At 70.4% G+C, this 19,961-nt stretch carries 15 protein-coding genes and 1 tRNA gene; 3 read left to right on the top strand and 13 right to left on the bottom strand.

Annotated features, from left to right (window positions below; all coding sequences use genetic code 11):
- Positions 1-49: 49 nt before the first annotated feature.
- Entirely contained in the window at positions 50-472 is a 423-nt protein-coding gene (locus ACIBF5_RS30225) for a hypothetical protein (RefSeq protein WP_396816340.1), read from the top strand.
- On the opposite strand, the gene ACIBF5_RS30230 is transcribed toward ACIBF5_RS30225, so the two are convergent.
- The 7 genes from ACIBF5_RS30230 to ACIBF5_RS30260 all read right to left on the bottom strand — a co-directional run bounded on the left by ACIBF5_RS30230 (position 469) and on the right by ACIBF5_RS30260 (position 7,574).
- On the bottom strand, positions 469-780 hold the full coding sequence (locus tag ACIBF5_RS30230; RefSeq protein WP_396816341.1) for a hypothetical protein: 312 nt from the start codon (positions 778-780) through the stop codon (positions 469-471). The genes ACIBF5_RS30225 and ACIBF5_RS30230 overlap by 4 nt on opposite strands.
- A 98-nt stretch (positions 781-878) precedes the next feature.
- Complete coding sequence (locus tag ACIBF5_RS30235; protein WP_396816342.1) at positions 879-2,705, bottom strand: tetratricopeptide repeat protein; 1,827 nt, start codon at positions 2,703-2,705, stop codon at positions 879-881.
- A gap of 443 nt (positions 2,706-3,148) precedes the next feature.
- On the bottom strand, positions 3,149-3,844 hold the full coding sequence (locus tag ACIBF5_RS30240) for an SIMPL domain-containing protein (RefSeq protein WP_396816343.1): 696 nt from the start codon (positions 3,842-3,844) through the stop codon (positions 3,149-3,151).
- A 158-nt stretch (positions 3,845-4,002) separates the two neighbouring features.
- Complete coding sequence (locus tag ACIBF5_RS30245) at positions 4,003-5,028, bottom strand: hypothetical protein (protein ID WP_396816344.1); 1,026 nt, start codon at positions 5,026-5,028, stop codon at positions 4,003-4,005.
- Positions 5,025-5,366: a hypothetical protein gene (locus ACIBF5_RS30250; RefSeq protein WP_396816345.1), complete on the bottom strand. Its 342-nt coding sequence runs from the start codon at positions 5,364-5,366 to the stop codon at positions 5,025-5,027. The genes ACIBF5_RS30245 and ACIBF5_RS30250 overlap by 4 nt, the downstream gene beginning before the upstream one ends.
- A complete protein-coding gene (locus ACIBF5_RS30255; RefSeq protein ID WP_396816346.1) occupies positions 5,363-6,469 on the bottom strand; it encodes a pre-toxin TG domain-containing protein in 1,107 nt (368 codons plus the stop codon). The genes ACIBF5_RS30250 and ACIBF5_RS30255 overlap by 4 nt, the downstream gene beginning before the upstream one ends.
- Before the next feature lie 259 nt (positions 6,470-6,728).
- Positions 6,729-7,574, bottom strand: a complete 846-nt coding sequence (locus ACIBF5_RS30260) for a DUF1028 domain-containing protein (protein WP_396816347.1) — start codon at positions 7,572-7,574, stop codon at positions 6,729-6,731.
- Between the two features lie 142 nt (positions 7,575-7,716).
- Here ACIBF5_RS30260 and ACIBF5_RS30265 point away from each other — a divergent pair, with 142 nt between their 5' ends.
- Positions 7,717-8,748 (top strand): LLM class F420-dependent oxidoreductase, encoded by a 1,032-nt coding sequence (locus ACIBF5_RS30265; protein ID WP_396816358.1) that lies wholly within the window; start codon positions 7,717-7,719, stop codon positions 8,746-8,748.
- Between the two features lie 23 nt (positions 8,749-8,771).
- On the opposite strand, the gene ACIBF5_RS30270 is transcribed toward ACIBF5_RS30265, so the two are convergent.
- The 5 genes from ACIBF5_RS30270 to ACIBF5_RS30290 all read right to left on the bottom strand — a co-directional run bounded on the left by ACIBF5_RS30270 (position 8,772) and on the right by ACIBF5_RS30290 (position 17,657).
- Positions 8,772-11,129: a DUF3488 and transglutaminase-like domain-containing protein gene (locus ACIBF5_RS30270; RefSeq protein WP_396816348.1), complete on the bottom strand. Its 2,358-nt coding sequence runs from the start codon at positions 11,127-11,129 to the stop codon at positions 8,772-8,774.
- Entirely contained in the window at positions 11,123-12,328 is a 1,206-nt protein-coding gene (locus tag ACIBF5_RS30275; protein WP_396816349.1) for a DUF58 domain-containing protein, read from the bottom strand. The genes ACIBF5_RS30270 and ACIBF5_RS30275 overlap by 7 nt, the downstream gene beginning before the upstream one ends.
- 12 nt (positions 12,329-12,340) lie before the next feature.
- Positions 12,341-13,336, bottom strand: coding sequence for an AAA family ATPase (locus ACIBF5_RS30280; RefSeq protein ID WP_396816350.1), 996 nt, complete (start codon positions 13,334-13,336; stop codon positions 12,341-12,343).
- A 57-nt stretch (positions 13,337-13,393) separates the two neighbouring features.
- Positions 13,394-15,976 (bottom strand): fibronectin type III domain-containing protein, encoded by a 2,583-nt coding sequence (locus ACIBF5_RS30285; RefSeq protein ID WP_396816359.1) that lies wholly within the window; start codon positions 15,974-15,976, stop codon positions 13,394-13,396.
- Between the two features lie 310 nt (positions 15,977-16,286).
- Positions 16,287-17,657, bottom strand: coding sequence for a tetratricopeptide repeat protein (locus ACIBF5_RS30290; protein ID WP_396816351.1), 1,371 nt, complete (start codon positions 17,655-17,657; stop codon positions 16,287-16,289).
- 419 nt (positions 17,658-18,076) lie between these two features.
- On the opposite strand from ACIBF5_RS30290, the gene ACIBF5_RS30295 reads away from it, so the two are divergent.
- Positions 18,077-18,160, top strand: a tRNA-Leu gene (locus tag ACIBF5_RS30295).
- Here ACIBF5_RS30295 and ACIBF5_RS30300 read toward each other — a convergent pair.
- Positions 18,142-19,824, bottom strand: coding sequence for a recombinase family protein (locus tag ACIBF5_RS30300; protein ID WP_396816352.1), 1,683 nt, complete (start codon positions 19,822-19,824; stop codon positions 18,142-18,144). The genes ACIBF5_RS30295 and ACIBF5_RS30300 overlap by 19 nt on opposite strands.
- Positions 19,825-19,961: the final 137 nt, after the last annotated feature.

The raw sequence follows: 19,961 nt of genomic DNA on the forward strand, positions 1-19,961 counted from the left end.
CGGCCGTATCCGTAGACGCGCATACCGGCCGCCACTCCTTCCGAGAACGTTGATTGTTTTCTCCGTCCTGTCCCCCACGTTCCTGCTGATCGGCATCTTCACCAGCCCGACTCCTCCAGTGCCCGCAGGTGAGTTGTTACCGGGCACGGTGGTCGCGGTCGAGCCCTTAGGTGACTCGGCGACAGTGCTGATCCAGGTGGAGACGGTGGACGGGCCGGTCTTCTGCGGGATCGGCAGCCGGGATTTTCCGAAGGGACAGGCGCCCGGTCAGGGGGAGCTGCTCACGGTGGACTACCAGCCGGCCGGTTGTGCCCCGCCGCCGGACTCGGACCAACTGCCGCGCTGGTTCTATCCGGTGCTCGGTGGGCTCGGAACGATTCTGACCGTGGTGTACCTGTGGTTGGTCTGGCCCATCACCTACGACGCGTTCGTCGCCGCCTGGGTGGGCGGCTACATCGGTGGGCGCCGTTAGCCGGGCTGCACCGCGAGAAGATCCGGGTCGTACCAGACATCTTCGTGACCGGGTGCCAGCAGCACCCGCCATCCCGGCGGTAGCGCCAGATACGGCATCAACTCGGGTGCGTGGTCCCGAAGGTGCGCCACATGGAGGGTGGCGAAGAAGTCGTCCTCGTCCTGCGGGATTTCCGACCCACGCCAGACAAACCACCCGTTGCCCTGGCCGCTAACAGGGTGGCGGAGAGCGTGGAGTGGTACGAGGTCACGTCGCCTCGACAGGGCGACCCCGATCATCGTGCCCCGCGCGGGAAAGTGAGGCGTCACGGCGAAGCGGCGGCAGGTTCGGCGCTGCCTCCAGGCGATGGGCACCAGACATGTTGACACTGAGGACGGGTCGCCTTGCGGACCACCCACCGGTTTCGTCAATGCGCCCGCTCGTCCGGCAGCTCCACGAGCTGTGGTGCGACATCGCGGACCGCCGCGACCGCGTCCAGATAGATCTGGTGCAGATGGGGGGACGTGTTCTGCCGTGCGAGGCCACGCAGCACGTCGAGTGTCTCGACAGCCTGATGCACGCGGTTGACCCGGGCGAGCTGGATGGCGGTCACTTTGAGACACCAGGCGTGTTCTGTGTCGTCTTTACCCGGCTCGGTGCGGGACAGCGCCTGGTAGACGGTGGTGGCCCGGTCGAGGTCGGGTACCGCCTCCGCGGGCCGGCCGTTGTCGGCCAGGTACTTCGCCCGGCGGCACAGCGAGATCGCCAGACTCCGACGATTCTCTGGTGTCGGGTCGAGCCGGGTACGGATGGCGATCACCTCGTCCAGGTGCGCGATGGCCTCTTCGACTCGACCCGTGTCGGCGAGCGTCAGGGCCAGATTCGCCAAGGTGAGGGCGAGTGACGACTGATGGACGTCGTCGGTGCCGCTTCGGTAGATCGCAGCGGCTTCTTGATAGGCGGCGGTCGCCTCCTCGGCGCTGAGGCTCGCGTCGATCAGCCGGTTCGCGAGGTTGTTCAGCCCCCTGGCAAGGTCCGTCTGATCGGCGTCCGGCTGGCTCCCTGTGAGCCGACGTCTCAGGGCTACACTTTCCCGGGCCGGTTGCACCGCATCGGCTTCCTGCCCGGTCCGTGCCATCAAGAAGGAGAGCGTGTAGAGGCAGGCGGCGAGCATGTCCAGGTGCGAGTCCTGCCCGTCGTCGGCGAGGCGACGCGCGACGGTAGCAGCCTCACTCGCGGCATCCCTCGCGTTGACGAGGTCGTCCGCGTCCTCCAGCCGGTTCGACCAGGCGTCGAGGGCCTCAACGAATCGTGGCTCCTCGGCGGGGTCATTGGCTGCCGCCTGACGGTAGAGCTCCACTGCTTGCCCGTACGCCGACGATGCCTCGCCAAACCGGTGGAGCGCCGACAGCGTATCGCCCAACGCCCACAGATCGTCCGCGTGTTGGGCCCGGTGTTCCTCGGGTTGTGCGGACGACAGACCGCTACGGATCTCGACGACCTCGCGTAGCGCGGTGACGGCATCCGCAGGGCTGGTCGAGGCACGGAGGTCGGCCCAGGAGCGCAGCGCGTCGGCGAGTTGCGCCTGGTGGGCCGGGCCGCGATCGGATAGCGATCGACACAGGGTCACCGCGGACCGGGCGGCTTTCGCTGCTCGCTCATGGAGCCCCAGCTCCGCCGCTGTCCTCGCCTCCACCTGGCGAAGCCAGGACAGATGGGACCCGAGGGTGGTCGGGTATCGCCAAGCGAGTACCTCCGCCGCCGTCAGTGCCGCATCCAGGTGGACGAGGGATTCCTCGTGTCGACCCACGATCCGCAGGTGATCGGCGAGACGGACCCGGGCAGCGCTCGCATGGTAGATGTGACCGACGTGTGCCCGCAGTGTCAGGCGTGGGTACAAATCGACGGCCTCACTGCCGACGGCGACGGCTTTTTCGTACTGACCCAGCCGGCCCAGGGGTACCGCACCGAGACTGAGGGCTCGGGCGAGGCGGTACCCGTACCGCTTCGGGTTGCTCGGCAGTAGCGCCCGCCAGGCATTGATGGCATTTTCGGCCGCGACCAACGCCTCGTCCGGCCGGTCTTGAGAGATCAGTGTCAGGGCCAGCATGCCGTCTGTCTCCGCCAGTCCGGCCGTCACCCCCTGCGGCGATGTGTCGCGGGCCGCCTCGTAGTGGGCGCGCGCCTCCGTGAGTTCGGCCAGTGCCTGATCGAAGGCGCCGCCGCTGTGTTGGCACGCGGCGTGCTGACCCACCGTCCTGGCCAGGAGCAGCGTGTGCTTGCCCGGGGCTGCGGCGGCGAGTCGGCGGGCCAGCCGGACGGCCTCGGCGGATGCCGCCTCGGCGGCCTCCGTCCGCTCGCCGAACGACTCGAAGTCCGACAGTTTCATCAGCGCTGCCACCAGGAGTGGCTGGAACGGTCCGGGCCAGACGGTGGCCAGTGACCGCAGAACCATCAGACGGATCCGTCGCGGGTTCTTTCGCATGTCGTCAGTCTCGGTCACCGGTTCAAGCCGTGCGGAGGACAACGACGATCGATTCGCGGCGGGCTGCCTGCGCGGCAGGGTTGGTGGGTCAGGTGACTGCCAGCAGCACGGCTTGGCCCTTCGCGGCCGCAGCATGGTGAAACCAGCGAAGTTCGACGTGAGGTAGCCGGTCAGCTCGACCTCCCGCGTCGGCGGGCAATCGACCGGAGGGGTCAGCCCTGGGCCACGGCGTAGCCGAGGATCACGGCGGCGGAGACCACGATGTGACCCGGAGCGAGATCCTGAGCTGTGGTGGCGGCGGCTTCGGCGTGGCTACGGTAGCGGGAGGTGCCCGGCTGTTCTGGGTCGACGTCCTCGACGTGCAGGACCGCGCCGACGCGGACGCCGGCGGCCTCGGCGTACAGGTCGGCCTTTGCGCGGGCGGCGGCGACGGCCTTGCGTCGGGCCTCGGCCCGCAGTTCACGCTTGGCGATCACGTCGAAGTCGACGCCCTCGATCTCGTTCGCGCCGGCCGCCACGACGTCGACGAGCAGCGGCTCGACGTCGTCCAGCACGCCGGATTCGATCGCGAAGGCGGCCTGGCACTGGTAGCCGACAAAGTTGCGCGCCCCGCCCACGTACTCGGTGGCGGTCTTGAGGTCCAGCCGGGAACCGTCAACCGCCGAGTCGTCAATCCGGTGCTGCCGCAGGACGCCGCGCACCGCCCGTACGGCGGCACGGGCCGCCTCGAACGCGGCGGCCGGGGCCTGCTCCACGCGAACGATCTTGAACCGTATGCGCACGAGGTCCGGGACGGCCTTCACGCTCGCCGCGCCGAACGCGGTAATTCCCCACGGGCGTTCCACCATCTGCATGGCTGTTGATCCAAGCAGATGGTCCGCCGTTCCGTTACCCCGACTGAACCGCATGGGTCGGTGGCCACGTCACGAGGGGCTGTGCGGTCGAACGCCTACGCGTCAACGCCTCCCACGCGTCCCGCTCCGCACCCGTCAACTTCAGCAGGGCCAACTTCGGCCCACGACCATCACTCATACCAGAACTAACAGGAAACTACGGACTCAGTACATTAGGCCGGGGCTGGGTCTCGGCCGGGCGTTGACGTGGGTGCCGGGGCCGGGCGTGGAGCGGGAGCAAGCAACACGGTGGCCGTGGCGACCAAGGCGAGCACGATGGCGAACGGCAAGGTGCTGGCGGCGTCGGTGGTCGCGTTTCCGAGGAGAACGAAGAGCACGACCGGCGCCAGCAGGACCAGCGCCAGGCGGACCAGAACCGGCACGACGCCGACCGCTCGCCGTACGGCCTGTGCCGCTGGATCCTGTGCCGCCGCGAGCCACGTCACGGCCGCGACCACCACCGTCCCCAGTACCGCCTGCACCCAACCGCCGGCCAGGCCGAGCAGTAGTACGGCGGTGACCACCACGCGGATGGCCAGCCGTGCCGACTCCGGCAGGCGAGCCGAGAGGGGCACGACCGGGTCGGCTTGCTCGTGCTGCTGCCGCAGGCTCTCCAGGGCGGGGAGGTCCGCCACCAACTGCTGGGCCACGAGGCGTCCAGCGGTGGCCACGACCACGATCGGCACGAGAATCCAGGGATTGGAGAAGATCTCGGCGGGCGGCTGGTGCAGCCACACCACGACCGGGCGTACGAGCGCCGGAGCGGACCAGCACCACTGCAACGTGAACAACCCGGCGATGAAGACCCAGACGCCCTGACGTAGGAGCGCTGACCGGCCCAGCGGTAACCCCACGGCCAGCGCCCGCGCCACGCTCGGCACACCGAAGGCGACCAAAGCAACCGCGATGGCCACCACCGGGACGACACCGTGCGCGGCGGCGCCGACGACGAGCCCGACGCTGAACCAGACGCCGAGCCCGGCTGCGCCCGCCACGACCGCGGGGATGAGCACCCACGCCGGCGCGGTCTGCGTGGTGAGGAGGCCACCGGCGAAGCCGGCAGGCGCCACCACCCACGGGGCGAGCCAGCCGAGCGGCACCGCCGCGAGCCAGGCGGCGTCGGTGAGGGTGCCTGCCAGCCCGGCCCCCAGTCTGCGGGCGCCCAGCGGCAGTGTGCCCCAGACGAACCGAGCGCTCATGCCGTGGTCCCCCTCTCTTCGCGGCTCAGGGCGGCCTCGGCGAGTTGGTTGCCGGCCGGGGTGTTGCGCAGCCAGGCGATGTCGCCCGGGTTCAGGTCGTTGATGTCCATCGTCGACAATTCGGCGGAGATTCGGTCCGCCGCCTCATCGGGCGGTAGCGGCCAGGCGACGAAGCCCTCTCGGTCGACGTCACCGGCTTGCATGGTGGCGTCCCGTAGGGCGCGGCGGACGGCCGCGACCGCCAGTTGGGGGTCGAACGTGGCCTCAAAGACAACCTCGGTCATGGTCACCCAGTCATCCAGGCCCCGGATCAGTACGCGCTCATATATGTCGATCATGGTTGGTGGTTCTCCGGTCTGATGTGGATCTTCTTCAGGTCTCCGTTGGGCAGCCTGAGGTCGATTGTGGGACCGAACTCGCTCGATCCCTCGCGCAGACCCACGCCCACGCCGTCCGGATGCTTGACAACTGGACCCGGGTACTCCTTGCCAGGTTTTCCCCACGTGGTTGGTTCACCGCCCCGGATCAGATCCTGGTGGATCTCACGCAGGCGGGCCTCGTTCTCGACAAGCCGCACGTCCTGAGCTCTCCGGCCGGTGTTGCCGCCGAGCGGCAGTTCATCAAGGTAACGCGTGGTGCGGCTCAAGGCTCCGGCCTCCTCCGCGGCATGCGCGGCCCGCCCGGCCGTGGTGAGTCCCTCCGCGGCGTGCGCCGCCTTGCCGAGTTTGCCGAGGCTGGTGACCTTGCCGAACGGGACGACGTTGAGAACTCGTTCCCACGGGGCCAGCGGCGCCCGGGTGACGAGATCGACACCCGTGCCGGCCTCGATGACCCCCTTGCCCGTGCCGACGACGGGGATGAACGACAGGCCGATGCTCACCAGTGTGAGGACGAAGAGTCCGGTGACGGCGTCTCGGCGCCACTCGACGCGACCCTGGAGTGTGGGCGCGACGCCAGGCCCGCGAGCATAACTCGTTCGCGCCCACGGTTCTACAAGCTCACAAGGACAGTTCGGGGGATTCTGTGGGCCCAGGTGGGTGACCGTTGCGGACGTTCCGTCTGGGGCGAGATCGATACTTATGCTGCCGTCGCCAAGAAATTCGCAGGTAGATGCGTAATGAAAGGCACGTTTGCCTTCCAGACGATTGCCGTCACGGATGACATGTATAGATTTGACGGCATCGGTGCACAGGTACCGTTCGATGTCATACGGGCCTGGTGACAAGATGATCTCGTACGAATTCGGGCCGGTCGGCACTGCCTGATAGCGACTGCCGACAGGCCCCCACTCTCCGGCGAAGATGTCCTGCGGGCCGGCGGGAGCCGGTGCCGGCTCGGCACTCGCCGCGCCGACGGCGAGCAGGCTCAGCAGACCGCCGAGGACCACGCCCAACGCGGCGAGCACCCAGAGGCGGGCCCGGTGGTGAGCGCGCAGCAGCATCGATGTCTACCTCTCATGGGACGAGATGCAGCAGCGACGTTAGGGCGTAGCAACCTGATCGGGAATCAGGCGAACGGTGGTTCCGACGCCACGACCGTCCACTCACGACAAACGCGATGCCGCATTTCGAATCGCCGAGCAACCGCATCCCGGTGAGGTACGACCCGGCCTGGCATGTGCGTCGGCGAACTCCCGCGGCGTCGGCAACCCAGCCAACGCCGGATCCGGGCCGCGCACTCGTGGCCGATTCCCCGCCGTTTCAGGGGCGGGAGCGCAGGTGAGACAGGACCACCGGGTCGATTCTCCCCGGCACCATCCGCTCCTCCAGGTTCTCCACCCCGGCCCAGTCGGCGAGGGCCGCGTCGACAGCGGCGTCGCCGGCCTCGGCTGGGGCGTGCCCGGCCGCAGTCAGCAGGGCCGCGACCTCGGTGGCAAGCTCACCGGTCAGGTCCAGCAGCGTCGCCGGGTCGGGCTTCTCGAAGAGCATGACGTGTACGTCCAACAGCCGGGCCAGCTCCGACACCGGATCGGCATGGTCGTCGACCCGCAGGTCGATCACCACATCGGTGCCGCCGCCGTACCCGCCCCGCCGGGCGACCACCAGCAGCGCGGCGCTCTGCCGTCCACGCCGGTCACCGCCAGCCTCGTCACCGGCGCGCAGCGCGTCGAGCAGCCGTTCGGCGAACCGTCGCCGGGCGTCGCCACCGAGCCAGGCGTCCCGCATCGCGTCGACCACCTCCGGCCCGACCAGGATGTTGCCCTGCGCGGCCCAGCCGTCGCCGGCCTGCCCACCGGCCCAGTCGTGACAGTCAGGACCGGTGTACGTGGCCGCGCCGCCCTCGGCGTCGACCACACCGAGCTGTCGGCTGGCCCGACCCGAGTCGGCGGCGGTCAGCCCGGCGATCACATCGGCGGCACCGAGCCCGGTCCGGAGCAGAGCCAGCCCCTGCGGCCCGTACGCCAGGTTGGCGTGGGCCTGGGTGGCCAGCGCCCCGACCTCGGCCTCGGCGGCCGGCACCAACGCGCCGACGGCAAGGAACTTGCTGGCTACGGCGACCCCGTGGAACCGGCCGTCGTCGGATCGCGCCACGATCGAGAACGTCACGCGGTGAGGCTACAACCAGGCACGTTCCCCGGTGGAGCCTGCCTCGTCGGGTGGTGACGGTACGACCAGGATGTCCTGCCCGTAGATATTGCCCCTACACCGGGTGAACGGGCACGATCGACCGGTGACGAAACGTTGGGGCATCACGGTGCCGTTCACTGGGGTGCCGCTCGCCGATCACGCCACGGTCTACGCGGCGCTGGCCGGGGCCGGTTTCACCGACCTGTGGTCCGCTGAGGTGAACGGGGCGGACGCGTTCACCCCACTGACCCTGGCCGCCGCCTGGCGTCCCGACCTGCGCCTCGGTACGGCGATCGCACCGGTCTTCACCCGTGGCCCAGGGCTGCTGGCGATGACCGCCGCCGCGCTGGCCGAGGCCGCCCCCGGCCGTTTCGCCCTCGGCATCGGTTCCTCCTCACCAGTGGTGGTGGGGGACTGGAACGCGGTCGACTTCACCGAGCCGTACCGGCGTACCCGGGACATGCTCCGGTTCCTGCGTGCGGCCCTGCGGGGCGAGGCGGTCGACGAGCGGTACGACACCTTCGCCGTACGCCGGTTCCGGCTGGATCGGCCGCCGGCCGTACCGCCGCCGATCCTGCTCGCGGCCCTGCGGCCACGGATGCTGCGGCTGGCGAGCGCCGAGGCCGACGGGGTGATTCTCAACTGGTTGGCCGCCACCGACCTGCCCCGGGTCCTCGTCGAACTCGGCGAGCGGCGGGCCGGCTTCGAGGTCGCCGCCCGGATCTTCGTCTGCCCCACCGAAGACGCCGAGTACGCCCGTAACCTGGGCCGACGCATGATCACCAGTTATCTGACCGTGCCCGCCTACGCCGAGTTCCACCGATGGCTGGGCCGGGAGGAGGTGCTCGGTCCGGTGTGGCGGGCGTGGGAGGCGGGTGACCGTCGGGGCGCCGCTGCTGCCGTACCCGACAAACTGATCGACGAACTCGTGCTGCACGGCACCCCGGAAACCTGCCGGGCAAAGGTACGTGAGTACGCCGACGCCGGGGTGGACGTTCCGGTGATCGGGCTCCTCGCCACCCCCGAACTCGCCCAGGGCGGGATCGCCGCGCTGACCACCCTGATCGCCCAACTCGGCCCGGCACCGTCCCCGACGCTGGTGGTGACACCCGAGCCCGTACCGACCCCGGCCGCCGCTGCGGATCGCATCTGACCGCACCGGTGCCGCCGCATCGGTCAGCGACGCCAGCGGAGCGGGCCCGGATGCACCGACCAGAGCGCACGGCGCCACCATGGCCGGACCGCGCGCAGCGCGGTGGCGTACGCGACCGCGAGTGTGCCGGCCCGCCGGGCCTGCTCGTCGCTGGCCGTACCGGGGGCGAAGGTCGCCACGTTGACCAGGGTCGCCAGCTCGTCGATCGGCGGCACGGCGACGGGGGCGGCCGGCACCGCCCCGGCGGCCTGCGCCGCGTACGCCGCCACCTCCGACGCGTCCAGATGCGACCCGACCGGGTGACCGGCCAACCGCAACGCGTCGGTCACCTCACGCCACGCCCCGGCGATCCGCTGCGCCGGGGCACCCTCGCCAAGCCGGCGCCGCCGCAACCCTCGACGCATCGTCAGGACCGCCACCACGAACCCGGTCAGCACCAGCAACAACCCACCGGAACCCGCGCCGGCCAACACCGACACCGGGCTACCCGACCCAGAAGCCGGACCGGTCCCCGGGACGGCGGCCACGGTCGGTGGCGCGCTCGGCTCCGGCGTCGGTTCGTCCTGCACCGGCGGCGGATCCTGCGGTTTGGGCGTGAAGTCCTCCTCGACCGGCCGCGGTTCGGTCTCCGGTCGGGGCAACGGGTCGAACGACACCCAGCCGAGCCCGTTGAAGAGCACCTCCGGCCACGCGTACGCGTCACCGCCGCGCACCGGGCCCTCCCCGGTCGCCGACTGGAAGCCGACGACCACCCGGGTCGGCAACCCCATCAACCGTCCGAGCACCGCGAACGTGGCGGCGAACTGCTCCGAGGTGCCGCGCTGTCCGCCACCGTTACGGGGACCGAAGAGGAAGAAGTTCAGGTTCGGGTACGCGTGCCCGCTCGGCGCGTCCGCCACCAGGCGGTAGTGCTCGGCCAGGAACTCCTCGATCGCGACCGCTCGTGCGTACGGCGCCCCGTTGTCGGTGGCCAACTGGTCGGCGAGCCGGCGCAGCGGGTCCGGCACCCCGTCGGCGACCCGCAACACCCGGGCGACCGTGTCACCGGACGGTACGTCGGCAGCGGTGAGCAGGTTCGGGTCGGGGTGCTCACGGGCGGAGGTGACGGTGTACCGCAGTCCCTCGGTCAGCCCTTCCGGTCGGATCAGGGTGCCGCTGCCGGGGTCGTACGCGACCCGCGCCCCGGTGACCTCCCGGGGCGTCGGTACGGCCGGCAGCAGCCGCCCGGCGAGTTCACCGATCGTGATCTCCTGCCGTACCCGGTCGACGGTGACCCCGTCCGGCGGCTCGACCGTGGGCAGGATCCGGCCGGCGTTGCGGTAGGTGGCCCCCACCCGCCAGGTGACACCGTCGTAGTCGTTCAGGACGGCGAGCCGGATCTGGGTCCTGGCGGAGCGGGGCGTCTGCTCGGTGGGGGAGTCGCCCACCCGGTCCCCGGCCTCCGGTTCGGCGTCGTCGGGCGGGTTGTCGCCGTCCCCTGCCGGCGGTGGGATGTCGCCGGGCGATGCCGCCGTACCGGTGGTGTGCAGGTCGAGCAGCTTCTGGTCCGGGTTGAGCGCCCAACCGGAGATCCGGATCAGCGGGTTCTCGTCCAGGGCGTCCACCTGGGGCGGCTGCACGTACCGGCGAGGGTCGACCGGGGCGTTGCCGACCTGCCCCGCCACCAGCGGCGCCAGCAGCGCGGCGAGTGCCACCACCACGACCAGGCCGGCGGCGGTACCGGCGAGCACCCGTACCCGGATCGCGGCCCGCACCGCCGGGGGAAGTGTCGGCGCCGTTTCGGCCGGTGTGGACACGGACGTCGCCGCCGGGACGGCGAGACCGATCGCGGCGGCGGCGACAAAGGCCACCGTCCACCAGATCGCCGGCTCGGCGTTCGGGCCCACCACGTAGAGGGCACCGGCGTAGAGCAACGCCGGTGGCAGGTAGCCGAGCAGGACCCGGTCGGCGCGTACCGCCACCTCGGCCCCGGCCAGCCCCGCCAACCAGGCCGCGACCAGCGGCACGATCACCGTGTCCGGCACCGCCTCGACCGGGATCATGGCGGTGAGCAGCCGGGGGATGCCGTTGCGACCGGCCTCGGCGACCAGGTCGGCGAGACCGCCGGGAAGGTCCGCGCGCTGTGCGGCCAACCGCAGCGCGAAGGCGGCGTAACCGGCCAGGGCGAGCACCGACAACGGCGCGACCAGCCAGGACGGCAGCCGCCGGGCGGCGACACTCACGCCGACCGAACCGACCGCCGCCCCGAGTATGAGCTGCGTCAGCAACGGTCCGGCGTAGACCCGGCCCAGCACGGCACCGGCCAGCCCGATCATGGTGATCAGGGCCACTGGAATCGGGATCGACCGCAGCAGCGGGCCGACCCGGGGGCGGCTCACCACCGACGTACCCCGTCCCACTCGGCGGCGAACTCGGCGCCGCCGGCGACGTCGAGCACCCGTACCCCGGTGGTTTCCCCGACAGTGGGCACCGGGTCGCCGAAGACGGCGGCCAGCACCGACGGGTACGCCGGGCGGAGCGCGCCGAGCTGACCCAGGTCGTCGCGGGCACCCGGACCGGTGAGGAAGACCAACGTGTCGCCGAGGCGCTGCTGACGCAGCCGGTTCAGCACCGCACCGAGCGGATCACCGGCCGGGCCGGCGGTCGACGCGGACCCGAACGGGTCACCGTCGGAGACGTCCCGGGCGAGCGCCGGCGCGGTACGCAACTCGGCGGCGGCGAGCCGGTCCAGGAAGTCGTCACCACCGCCCGCGTCGACGACCAGCACCAGGGCGACCGGCAACTCCTCCCGGCGGGCGGCGGCGACCACCGACGCGGCGGCCTCGCAGGCCGACTCGAACGTCTCCGCCACCCCGTCGACCAGCACCGGGTGCGCGGCGGCCCGGTCGTCGAGCACGACCACGAGCCGGGGCAGACTGGTGTCAAGATGCTCCCGCACCATCAGTTCGCCGATCCGGGCACTGGTCCGCCAGTGCACCCGGCGCAGTTCGTCGCCGACGACGTACTCCCGTAAGGAGTCGAAGGTGATCGACCCGTGCGGCACCCGGTCGATCCTTCCGTCCATGCTCCGCGCCACGCCGGCCGGTACGGCGCTCAGCGGATGAATCCGGGGATGCACCCACACCTGGGCGACCTCACCGTGTGCACGGGCCACGACCACCAGCCCGAGCGCGTCGCGTCCGGTGACCCGCAGCGGCCCGACCGGCACCACGCCCCGCCGGTGGGTCGGCACCGGGTAGCTGACCGTGGTGTCCCGCCCGGGGCGCAGTCGCAGCAGCGGAACCGGCACCGGGCGGCTGCCGCACCGGTCCTCGGCGATCATGTTCGCCGAGCGGAACCGGTCGTTGTTGCGTACGGTCAGCGCCATCGTCGCCGGCTCACCCCGCCCGACCCGGTCCGGGTCGGCCCGACGCTCCACCTGCAACCGTGGGCGCCAGGCGGCGACCGCGACCGCGCAGCCGACGGCGATCGCCGCCGAGGTGCCGAGCAGGGTCAGCTCGGGGTAGCCGAACCGGAATCCGAGCAGCAACAGGAGACCGGCACCGACGAGCAGGCCGATGCCACGGGAAGTGATCTTCATAGGGGCGCCGGGTCAGGCTCCGGTCCGGGCAAGCTGTCCGGAGGGGAGCGGCACCGGCACCGAGGCCACCGCCTGACGCAGCACCTCGGCCGAGGTCAGGCCCCGTACCTGGGCGTCGGGGGCGAGCAGGATGCGGTGCGCGAAGACTGGCTCGACCAACGCCTTCAGGTCCTCGGGCTGGATCCAGGCCCGCCCGTCGATCAACGCGTACGCACACGCCGCCCGGGTCAACGCGATCACCCCGCGCGGGCTCACCCCGACCCGCACCTGCGGGTGGGTACGGGTCGCGGCAGCCAACCGGACCGCGTACGCGTAGAGCGGGTCCGCGATGTGCACCCGCTGCGCCATCCGCACCATCTCGCCGACGGTGGCGGTGTCCGTGACCGGTTCGAGTGCCTCCGGGGAACGGACCGTCGCCCCGCGCAGCACCTCGATCTCGACCGCCTCGTCCGGGTAGCCGATCGTCAGCTTCACCAGGAACCGGTCGAGCTGCGCCTCCGGCAACCGGTAGGTGCCGTCCATCTCGACCGGGTTCTGGGTCGCCACCACCAGGAACGGCGAGGGAACCGGATGCCGTACGCCGTCGACGGTGACGGTGCGCTCCTCCATCACCTCCAGCAGCGCCGACTGGGTCTTCGGCGACGCCCGGTTGATCTCGTCCGCGATGACGATGTTCGCGAAGACGGGACCCGGGTGGAACTCGAAACCACGGGTCCCCTGGTTGAAGATCGTCACCCCGGAGACGTCCGAGGGGAGCAGGTCCGGGGTGAACTGGATCCGCCGCCACTGCCCGCGTACGGTCGCCGCGATCGCCCGCGCCAGGGTCGTCTTACCCACCCCGGGCACGTCCTCCAGCAGCACGTGCCCCTGGGCGAAGAGCGCGGTCAGCGCCAACCGGACCACCTCCGGCTTGCCCAGCACCACCGAACTCACCGCCTCGGCGAGCTGGGCGGCCAGTGCCGCGAAGCCCTGTACGTGCTGCGGGCTGAGCGGCTCCTGGCCGGTCATCGACGCGACTCGTGGCTGGTCATGACGGATGGTGCTCCCTGTTCTTGTTCTTGTTGTTCAGCAGTTCGGTAGCACGTTGATGTCGACGCCACCGTCAAGGTTGAGCCAGGCGAACGGGATGTAGTTGCGCCCGCTGTAGTCCACCTGCACCCACCAGGTGCTCTGCTTGTGGTTGTTGTAGATGTAGGAGTCGACATCCTCGCCCTGCACCTTGCAGTACGTCCGCAGCCGGGTCCCGGGCTCGGCCCAACCCGCCTGCCGGTCGTTGTCCTGCCGAGGCACCTCGAAGATCTCGTTCCCGTTGCGACCGGACCGGTCATCGTTGCAGTAGGTGCTGGTGGCCGGATCGGTGGTCTTCTGGTTGTTGCAGGTCGCGACCCCGTACAGGGCGGGAGTCGACTGGCTGCCCGTGTCCGTGCCGGCACCGGCGGCGTTGTTCGCCGTCACCGTGAAGTCGTACGCCGTACCGGGAGCCAGCCCGGTGACCCGGATGCTGGAGCAGGCACCGGCGACCGCCGCCCGCCCGGCCACCGTCACCGAACAGGTGGCCTGACCACCGCCCGCGTCCACGGTGAAGTTGGCCGTGACCGAGGTCGCGTCGGCGCCGCCACCGGTGACGGTCACCCGAGGCGGCGCCACCGTACGCGCCGTCGCGGTCGCGTCCGCCCCGGCACCGGCCTCGTTGACCGCGTGCACCTTCACCGCGACCGTCTGACCGTTGCCGAGACCGGTCAACTTCGCCCGGGGCTCGGTCACCTCGATCGTCCTGCCGCCCGCCGCGACCACGTACTTCGTCACCGCCCGGCCGTTCTCCTTCGCGTCGGCCCAGACCACCGACACCGCACCGGCCTCACCAGCCACCGTCGTCGCGGTGAGGTTCGTCGGCGCACTCGGCTTGGTGAACGGCACCACCGAGTTGCTCACCGGCGACGGAGTCGAACCGGCGCCCTTCTCGTTGACCGCGACTACCTGGAAGGCGTACTGGGTGCCGTACTCGAGTTCACCCGCCGGGATGACCAGCTCGGTCTTCGCCGACTCGCCAGCCTGCGCGCTCGCGCCGGCCGAGACCCCCGTCACCACGTACTTCGCGATCTTGTAGCCCTGGCCGTTCGCCTCCGGCCACCGCACCAGCACGGTACCGTCCGGCCGCTCCTGCGCCGTGACGCTCGCCGGTGCGTCCGGCACCTCCGACGTCGGCACCACCGCGTTGCTGTTCTTCGCCGGCCCCGTGCCCTTGGCGTTCACCGCCCGCACCGAGAACCGGTACGTCTCCCCGTTCGTCAGGCCGGTGATCTCCAACGACCGCTGGTTCGCACCGACCTGGTACTCCTTGCCAGCACCCTCCACCACGTAACGGGTGATCGCCGAACCGTTGGCCGGAGCGGCCCGCCAACTCACCCGGGCCTGGGCGTTGCCAGCGGCAGCCGTCACGTTCCGCGGCGCACCCGGCTTACCCACCAGCGGCTTCGGCGGCGGAGGCGGCGGCGGAGCAGCCGGCGGCGGATCCCCACCGAGAATGTCGTTGGCGTACTTGTTCACCGGACGAGCCGTGTTCTTGTCGTCGACCACCTGCGCGTTCGCCGAGTTCGGCGCGTTGATGAACAGGTGGTTCTCCCGCACCTCCAACTCCAACGGGCCGTTCGCGCCAGGCACCTCGATCTTGTCGATCTGCTTGCCGTCCGCGTCGAACGAGTACACCGTGCCGGTCTGCTCCTCGGCACAGTAGAACCGGCCCGCCCAGGCGACCGCCGGACTCAACGTGCCCGCACCCGGAACCGAGAACTGCCGCTGTACGGCACCGTCACCAACCACGTACACGTTCCGGTCGTCCGGCACCGTCACCGCCACCCGGTCACCGTTCGTCCGCGCCGGCAGGACCCCCGGCCCACTCGTGGTCAACGTGACCGTCTTCGGCTGCTCCTCACCGCGCACCGTGGTCAACACGCTGGTGGTCCGGTCAAGCACCGCCACCCCGCTGTCCAGCGTGGAAAGCGCCAGGTCATGACTGGGCTCGGCGACCGTGAGGCTCCGCACCTCCTTCGGCGCCAACCCCGTGCCGGGCTGCCCACCGGCGGTCGCCGCCGCCGACGGCAACGTGGCCGCGCTGATCGCCGACACCGTGCCCTCGCTCGGCACCCCGATCCAGAGCCGACCCTCACCGTCGAACGAACCCCCGGTGATCCCCGGCGGGAAGCGGACCGGCTCACCGATCGGCACCAGCGAACGCGGGTCGAGCTGCCGCACCAGACCCTGCACCGCGTCCACCACAAAAGCGGCATCCTCGTGCAGGGCGACGTTGACCCCGAGCCCCGCAACGGTCTTCGTCCGCGCCACCACCTGCAACGTCGCCAGGTCCAGGGAGCTGACCTGACCCGTGGTCAGGTCCCGCAGGACCAGCAACCGGTCGGTCTGCACCACCTGCATCGGGTGGCTGCGGCCGTCCGGCACCTGCGTCCGGGTGTCCACCCGGGCGGTGATCCCGTTGACCCGCGCCAACTCGCTGCGGGCCGCGCTCCACAGCCACGCGCTCGCGTCGTAGCTCGCCACCGCGTTGTCCGCCGCACCGAGCCCGAGCACCGTCAGCCCCATCGCCGCGACCAAAGCCCCGACCGTGCCGATGGTGACCAGACCGCCGCGCATCCGGGACCGGCGCCGGACCGGCGTGCCACCGGTCGTCGACTCCGGGCCGTCGCCGGGCTCGTTGGTGCTCGTGGTGCCGTTGTCTGTGGTGACCACAGCCGGCCGCCTTCCCAACTGATCGCGGTCCAATACGACCGCGCGCCTCCCAGGAACCGGGTGCCATCATATGGGCTGGTCAATACAGGTGGGAACCCGCCGGGTAGACCTGTGGACACAGCCGGTGCAGGCCGCGGAACCGTCCTGTCGGGTCCGACAGTTGTCGCAGGTCCGGGCGATGCGACCCGTTCAGCCGCGAGTCGTACAGGCCCGTTCAGTTGCGGGTCGTGCACACCTGTTCCGAAGTGGTGACCACCTCGGTCGAGTAGACGGCGACCACGGTGAAGCAGTAGTCGACCCGCGCGTTCAACCCGTTGACCGTGTAGCTCGTACTGCCCGGGTCGATCGTCGCCATCGGACCGAGCGGCTGCGAGCGGCGGCCACCGGCCAGGATGAACGACACCGTACCCGCGCTCGGGTCGGTCCAGCTCACCGTGATCGCCGTACCCTCGTCACGAAGGGCCAACCGGGTCGGTGGGCTACCGCCGGCCTCCGGCCCGGTGTTCGCCCGGCCACTGGCTTCACTGGTCGGATCGGCGACAGGACCGGTCGGCTGCGCGGGCTGATGATCGAGCAGGGTCACGACCACCACCACGGTCGCCGCCAGCACCGCCGCCGCAGCCGCGATCCCGGCCGCGATCACCGCGCCGTAACTGCGGGCCGCCGGGGCGGGCGCCGGCGCCGCCGGAGGCGGCGTGGAGATCGTTTCGTACGCCGGCAGCACCTGGTTCGGCATCACCGGGTAGGTCGACGGTGGCGTCACCGTTGGTGGCGTTACCAGCGGTGGTGCTACCGGTGGCGGTGCTACGGGCGGTGGCGTCACCGGCGGTGGTGCTACGGGCGGTGGCGTTACTGGCGGTGGCGTTACCGGCGCTGGCGGCGCCAGGGTCGGTAGAGCCTGGGTCGGTGCGGCTACCGCCGCCGCTGCGTCGCTCGACACCATCGGCGGACCCGACACGGGTGGGGCCGACACTGGTGGCGCCGGCGCCGGCCGCTGCCGAGGCACCTCGTACGGCGCGGGCGTCAGGGGCGGCGTGGAGGCGGGGATCGGGGCGGTCGGCAGCGCGACGGTCGCCTCCATCGGTGGGTGTACGGGCGCGGCCGGTTCGCCGACGCTCGCACCACCACCCGTCGAAACCGCACCACCGCCCATCGGAACAGCGCTGCCGAGGTACTCGCGCGCCGCCCGTACCGTCCAGTGGTCCTCGCCGAGCGCCGCCGGCCCGGCGGTGGCCACTCGGGTGAAGTTGCGGCGGGCCTCGTGCCGGTTGCCCAACTCCTCGGCGACCGTCCCCAGATCGAACGAGATCGCCAGGAGCAGCGGATCGCTGTCCCCCCAGCGGCGCAGACCCGCGGCCAGCGCCTCCTCCAACACCCGCCGGGCAGCGGCCGGGTCATCGGCCTGGGTGTGCAGCCGCGCGAGCAGGTGGGCGGTCGCGAGCACCTCCCGGTCGTCCTCTCCGTACGCCGGTCGGCCGGCCTCGATCGCCTGGGCGAGCAGCCGGCGGGCGGCAGGGGAGTCACCGGCATCGGAGAGCGCCTGCGCGTTACGTCGGACGGCCGGCAGGGGCGGGGGCTGGGACACGCCCGTCATCGTGCCTGCCCCACCGGCCACCTCGCCACCCGGCCCGTACCCACAGCCGGGCCCCGGAGGTGGACCGACCGGCACCGGTGTCGGGTACCGGACAACGTTGTCCCGCAGGTGCGGGAAAGTCCCGCCGACTGCGCACCGACGGCCGGCTCCCCCCACCCTTCGACGGAGGCCGTCCCCTCCCCCCGCAGACCGAGCCCGTACGCGTGACCGTCTCGGCCGGCGGAGGAGGAACGGTGGGGTGGGGGCTGCCGAAAGTCCCCTCGATCGGAAGTTTGTCCTGGTCAGAGGGGGTGTCAGGTGGGCGTTGTGCATGATCCACGTCTGCCGTGTACAGTAATCCACCGAGCGGCCCGCCGGGAAGCACTTGGAAGGTAAAACCGACCAAGGTCAACGGCGGAGACGACATGTAAGTCCGGGTGGCGGAATGGCAGACGCGCTAGCTTGAGGTGCTAGTGCCCGTATAGGGCGTGGGGGTTCAAGTCCCCCCTCGGACACGTACCAATACCCCACGGTGCGCATTGAGATCAATCTCGGTGCGCACCGTTTGTGTTTCCGGGTGGTAGGTCAGTCGGAGTCCGAGTTGTCGGTAGACCTCGGCCTTGTCGGCGGGGTCGGCGTCGTGTAGCACGGTGACGATGTCGCCGAGTGCCTGCACGAGGGATGTGATCTCTGTGCGGCTCATTCGTTTGGGTGTGGTGTGTGTCTGTGCGTGTAGGTCGGCTTCGGCGCGGGTGCGTTCGGCCTGGGTCTGGGTGATCCAGGCGGTGACGACCGTGGGGTCGGCGCCGGCGTCGAGGGTGGCTCGGTAGCGCTCCAGCTTGGCGTCGCACTCGGCGATGATCGCTTCGGCTGCTGTGGTGAGGGCGGGTGGGTGTTCGGCGGGTTGGGCGTCGGTGATCGCGGTGATCGTTTTTTCGATGTGGTGTGGGGCGAAGGCGGAGGCGAGCCAGGTGTCGAGCGTGTCGGTGAGGGCGTCTTCGCGGAGGTAGACGTTGCGGGGGTGTTCGATCTGGTTGGCGAGGGCGTATTCCTGGGGGAACCGGCAGCGGTAGTAGGCGGCGCCGTGGTTGTACTGGCCTTGCATTCGTCGGTCGCAGGCGGCGCAGTGGATCCTGCCGCGGAAGATGTATGGGTTTCGGGTGCGGTGCTTGAGGTGTTGACCACCGGTTCCTCGGCCGCGTCGTTGTAGGAGGGCTTGGGCCTGTTCGAAGGTGGTGTCGTCGATGAGTGGTTCGTGGGTGATCTCTTTGGAGATGATCCACTTGTCGGTCGGGTTCCAGCGGAGGACACCGGTGTGGCCCATGGCGACGTCGTCGACATCGAGGAGTACTTCGTCGGTTCGTTGCTTGTTCCATACTTGCCGGCCGGTGTAGCGGGGGTTGGTCAGGATGACGCGGACGGCGCTTTTGGACCAGGCGATGCCGCTTCGGTGCCGGTTGCGGGCGCGGTCGTGGGCTGAGGGGCAGGGGTGGTGGTCGGCGGTGAGTCCTTCGGCGATGGTGAAGATTCCGTTGCCGGTGAGGAATTCGGTGAAGATCCGCTGGACGATCGGTGCGGTCTGCTTGTCGGGGGTGAGGCCGCGTAGCTGTTTGCCGTCGGCGGCCTTGGCGGGGTTGGGGTGGGGGCCGAGGTCGCGCAGGGTGTAGCCGTATGGTGGGCGTCCGCCCAGGTATCGGCCTTCGAGGAGGGTCTGGGCGGCCATGGCGGTGCGGACGCGGAGTTTGATTCGGTTGCGTTCGCCCTTGCTCATGCCGCCGAAGACGGACATGACCAGTTCGTGGGCTTCGTTGTCGGGGTCGATGGGGCCGCCGATCTCGGGGACCCATAGTTCGACGCCGTAGTGGGTGAAGAGCGGCACGGTTAGTCCGAACTGGTTGCCGTAGAAGGCGCGGTGTGGTTCTCCGACGACGACGGCTGAGAAGCCGCGTGATGGATTGCGTAGGGCGGCGAGGAGCAGACTTGCCTGGGTGCGGCGTTGCCAAGGGAGAGATCGGCTTTGGCCCACGTCGAAGAATTCCGCCGCGATGTGACCCCCGTGTGGCTGGATCAGGGCGTTCGCGCGGGTGAGTTGCCAGCCGCGTGACGAGTCGGGGTCCTGGTTGTCTTCCGTTGATACGCGTCCGTAGAAGGCGAAGGGTCTCTGTTGGGGGGTGTTCACTGCTACTCCTGTTCCTGGATGTTTCGGCGTTTGTCGCTCACGTGCTGGAGGAAGGCCAGTGGGGCTGCGGCGGCCCCAGGGGAGCGGGATTGGGTGCGGCGGTGTGCCTCAACTGTGCGGAGCCGCGCTGGCTCGGT

This window comes from Micromonospora sp. NPDC050417, assembly GCF_044458865.1.
Taxonomy (GTDB): domain Bacteria; phylum Actinomycetota; class Actinomycetes; order Mycobacteriales; family Micromonosporaceae; genus Micromonospora_G.

Coding starts and splice junctions, on each gene's coding strand:
- ACIBF5_RS30285 (WP_396816359.1), bottom strand. CDS start 15,976: ATGCGCGGCGGTCTGGTCACCATCGGCACGGTCGGGGCTTTGGTCGCG.
- ACIBF5_RS30240 (WP_396816343.1), bottom strand. CDS start 3,844: ATGCGGTTCAGTCGGGGTAACGGAACGGCGGACCATCTGCTTGGATCA.
- ACIBF5_RS30245 (WP_396816344.1), bottom strand. CDS start 5,028: ATGAGCGCTCGGTTCGTCTGGGGCACACTGCCGCTGGGCGCCCGCAGA.
- ACIBF5_RS30280 (WP_396816350.1), bottom strand. CDS start 13,336: ATGACCGGCCAGGAGCCGCTCAGCCCGCAGCACGTACAGGGCTTCGCG.
- ACIBF5_RS30275 (WP_396816349.1), bottom strand. CDS start 12,328: ATGAAGATCACTTCCCGTGGCATCGGCCTGCTCGTCGGTGCCGGTCTC.
- ACIBF5_RS30255 (WP_396816346.1), bottom strand. CDS start 6,469: ATGCTGCTGCGCGCTCACCACCGGGCCCGCCTCTGGGTGCTCGCCGCG.
- ACIBF5_RS30250 (WP_396816345.1), bottom strand. CDS start 5,366: ATGATCGACATATATGAGCGCGTACTGATCCGGGGCCTGGATGACTGG.